The sequence below is a fragment of the Sporomusa sp. genome (genome assembly GCF_057736855.1).
Map to the genome: position 1 here is coordinate 1 of NZ_JBYKYF010000340.1, position 2956 is coordinate 2956.

A 2956-nucleotide genomic window follows, 5' to 3' on the forward strand; every position below is an offset into this window, starting at 1 on the left:
AGGAAGCAGCACGGCTGCTTGGTCATCCTTTTTGGATTGTTGATTTGTCTTTAGCGCCAACACCAGCCGTTGGCGACAGCGTAGCCCACATTCTAGAAGAACTGGGCTTGGAGAGTTGTGGTGCTCCCGGTACAACAGCCGCTTTGGCACTCTTAAACGATGCCGTCAAAAAAGGCGGATTAATGGCATCATCGCATGTAGGCGGTTTAAGCGGAGCTTTCATCCCTGTCAGCGAAGATGCCGGAATGATTGCTGCCGTTGAGCGTGGCAGTTTATCCTTAGAAAAATTGGAAGCCATGACCTGCGTATGTTCGGTTGGCCTTGATATGATTGCTGTACCTGGTGATACTTCGGCCGCAACCATTTCAGGTATTATTGCTGACGAAGCAGCCATTGGCATGATTAATAACAAGACAACGGCTGTACGGATTATTCCCGTACCTGGTAAAACCGTTGGTGACAGAGTTGAATTCGGCGGTTTGCTTGGTCATAGTCCCATCATGTCTGTCAGCAACTTTAAATCCGATAATTTTATCGCTCGAGGCGGGAGAATTCCGGCACCAGTCCGCAGCTTAACCAACTAAATAGCAGAGTAACGACAACTAGATTGCCACGCTGGCGTTCGCAATGACCAAGACTTATATCATCTTACGTTGGCCATTGCGAACTAGCGTGGCAATGTCTCTTAGCGATACTATTTAAAATATTTCATTGGCTTCACGATGTTTTCGGATGGCAGTTAGTTTCTCTTCGATGGTAGCTGCTGACTCCCAGATTTCTTTAAATTCAGCAGAATTTTTGAAGCTGGCGTTCCAAAGATAAGAGTCATTGGGAGTATAACACGCAAAGGTGACCGACTGATTAAGGTTTGTCGGCATTAGGCCATTATCATCTGTAAGTAAAGCATAATTACCTTCGTCCGTAAGCTCGATACCCAGTACCACTAAGTTATCTTCGATCTCTGTTTCTTCAAAACCCAGGGCCTCATAAAAGCGTACAACATTATCACTCATATGATCATCTCCTTTATATTATTGGGGGTTATGATACAAGCCGGATGGTCATGCCAATCTTCATCTCGCGCAAGATAGTGCTCTTAGGATATTCCACATTTGCATTACTATTCCTCTCATGTTTTTGGTAGCAGATGTAACGCATTGTATGCTAATATAATAAGATATGAGGAAAACATGTTATGTGACAGATAGAGATTTTGTTTTCATAACGTGTTGACAGGCATGCGTGTTTACGCGTGGAAGGGGCCAGTAGTTAAGTGAGGTTATATATTGCTGAAAAGCCAAGTATGGCAGCAGAAATTGCCAAATGTCTGCCAGGACCGATAAGCCGTAAGGACGGCTATATTCTTACAGGCGGCGGAGTTATTACCTGGGGTTATGGACATATTTTGCGCCAGGCGGAACCGGAGGAGTACGATCCTAAGTATGAAAAGTGGCGAGTCGAGGATTTGCCGATTATTCCCCAAGAATGGAAGATGCTTGTTGCTGATTCCTGTAAAAAGCAATTTGAGATTATTAAAAGCCTGATTGACCAGGCTACCGAAATTGTACATGCCGGTGACCCTGATCGTGAGGGTCAGTTGTTGATTGATGAAGTGCTGGACTATGTACATAACCAGAAGCCGGTACTACGGATTTTGTTAAATGCGCTTGATGAACAAAGTATTAAGAAAGCCATTGCCAATCTTCGCGACAACCGGGATTTTCAGAACCTGAAGCAATCAGCGTTGGCCAGATCACGGGCTGACTGGTTAATTGGCATGAATTTATCTCGTGCCTATACCCTGGCAGTGCAGCAAGCTGGGCATAGGATGACGCTGCCGGTGGGGAGGGTTAAAACTCCAACTCTGGCCCTTGTGGTTCGCCGGGAACGCGAGATCGAGAACTTTAAACCGGCAGATTACTTTACTGTTAAAGCCGATTTTGAGCACATTGACATTAAGTTCACAGCCTATTGGAAACCGCAGGAGGAGCAGGCAGGTCTTGATAGCGAAGGCCGGTTAGCCGATAAAGCCATTGCGAAGGCTTTGCTGGAAAAGTTACAAGCTGCTAACGAACCAGCGACAGTCATTTTGTGTGAGACAACGGAAAAGAAAGAGCCGCAGCGATTGCCGTTAGCGTTATCGACACTACAGGTGTTGGCTGGCAAAAAGTTTGGCTATGACCCGCAGATGGTATTAGACACCGCGCAGAAACTGTATGAAAAAAAATTAACTACGTATCCGCGTTCTGACTGTGAGTTCTTGCCAGAATCGCAACATGATGATGCGGCTGTTATTCTTGCCAACTTAGCGGGATTGGCGCATAACGAATTGGCTGTCTGGGCTCGCAGGGCTGACCGCCAGATCCGCAGCCGAGCCTGGAACGACAAAAAGATCACAGCCCACCATGCTATTATTCCGACCGTGGAACGCTGTAATTTTGCGGCTTTAAGTGAAACAGAGAGAAATATATATTTTCTGATTGCCCAGGCATATATTACTCAGTTTTATCCAGTACATGTCTATGACCAAACACGGGCAGAACTTGAGTATGCAGGTGAAAAATTTGTCGCCAATGGCCGAATGATCAATGTGCTGGGCTGGAAAGAAGTCTATGGCGCAGAAGCCGAAGATAAGAAAGAGGACGACAGTGCTACTCTGCCAGCCATGAATAGAGGCGATAGGGTGCGATTTATCGAGGCTTTAGCAGAGAAAAAGTCGACAAAAGCGCCAGGGCGGTTTACGGCAGCTTCCTTAGTGGCGGCGATGAAGGAAATTCATAAATATGTTAAAAACCCGGATTTGAAAAAACAGCTAAAAGATGTTGCCGGAATCGGGACTGAGGCTACCCGTGCCACCATTATCAAAGAACTTATTGACCGTGGTTTTTTGCGGGAAGAAACCAAGCGAAAATATCTCAAACCAACCGAACCGGCGTATTTGCTGGTAGATATGCTG

Annotated in this window: 3 protein-coding genes; 2 read left to right on the plus strand and 1 reads right to left on the minus strand. The window is 46.0% G+C overall.

The genetic code is table 11. The features are described from left to right. Positions 1 to 584, plus strand: a 584-nt coding sequence (locus tag AC29Z1_RS15810; RefSeq protein ID WP_488272417.1) for a DUF711 family protein, incomplete at its 5' end; no start/stop codon positions are given. Between the two features lie 114 nt (positions 585 to 698). Here the strand turns inward: AC29Z1_RS15810 and AC29Z1_RS15815 are convergent. Continuing rightward, complete coding sequence (locus tag AC29Z1_RS15815) at positions 699 to 1013, minus strand: hypothetical protein (protein ID WP_488272418.1); 315 nt, start codon at positions 1011 to 1013, stop codon at positions 699 to 701. 260 nt (positions 1014 to 1273) lie between these two features. Between AC29Z1_RS15815 and AC29Z1_RS15820 the strand changes: the two genes are divergently transcribed. Further along, positions 1274 to 2956: DNA topoisomerase 3 (locus AC29Z1_RS15820; RefSeq protein ID WP_488272419.1), on the plus strand; the 1683-nt coding region annotated here is incomplete at its 3' end.

Coding starts and splice junctions, on each gene's coding strand:
- AC29Z1_RS15815 (WP_488272418.1), bottom strand. CDS start 1,013: ATGAGTGATAATGTTGTACGCTTTTATGAGGCCCTGGGTTTTGAAGAA.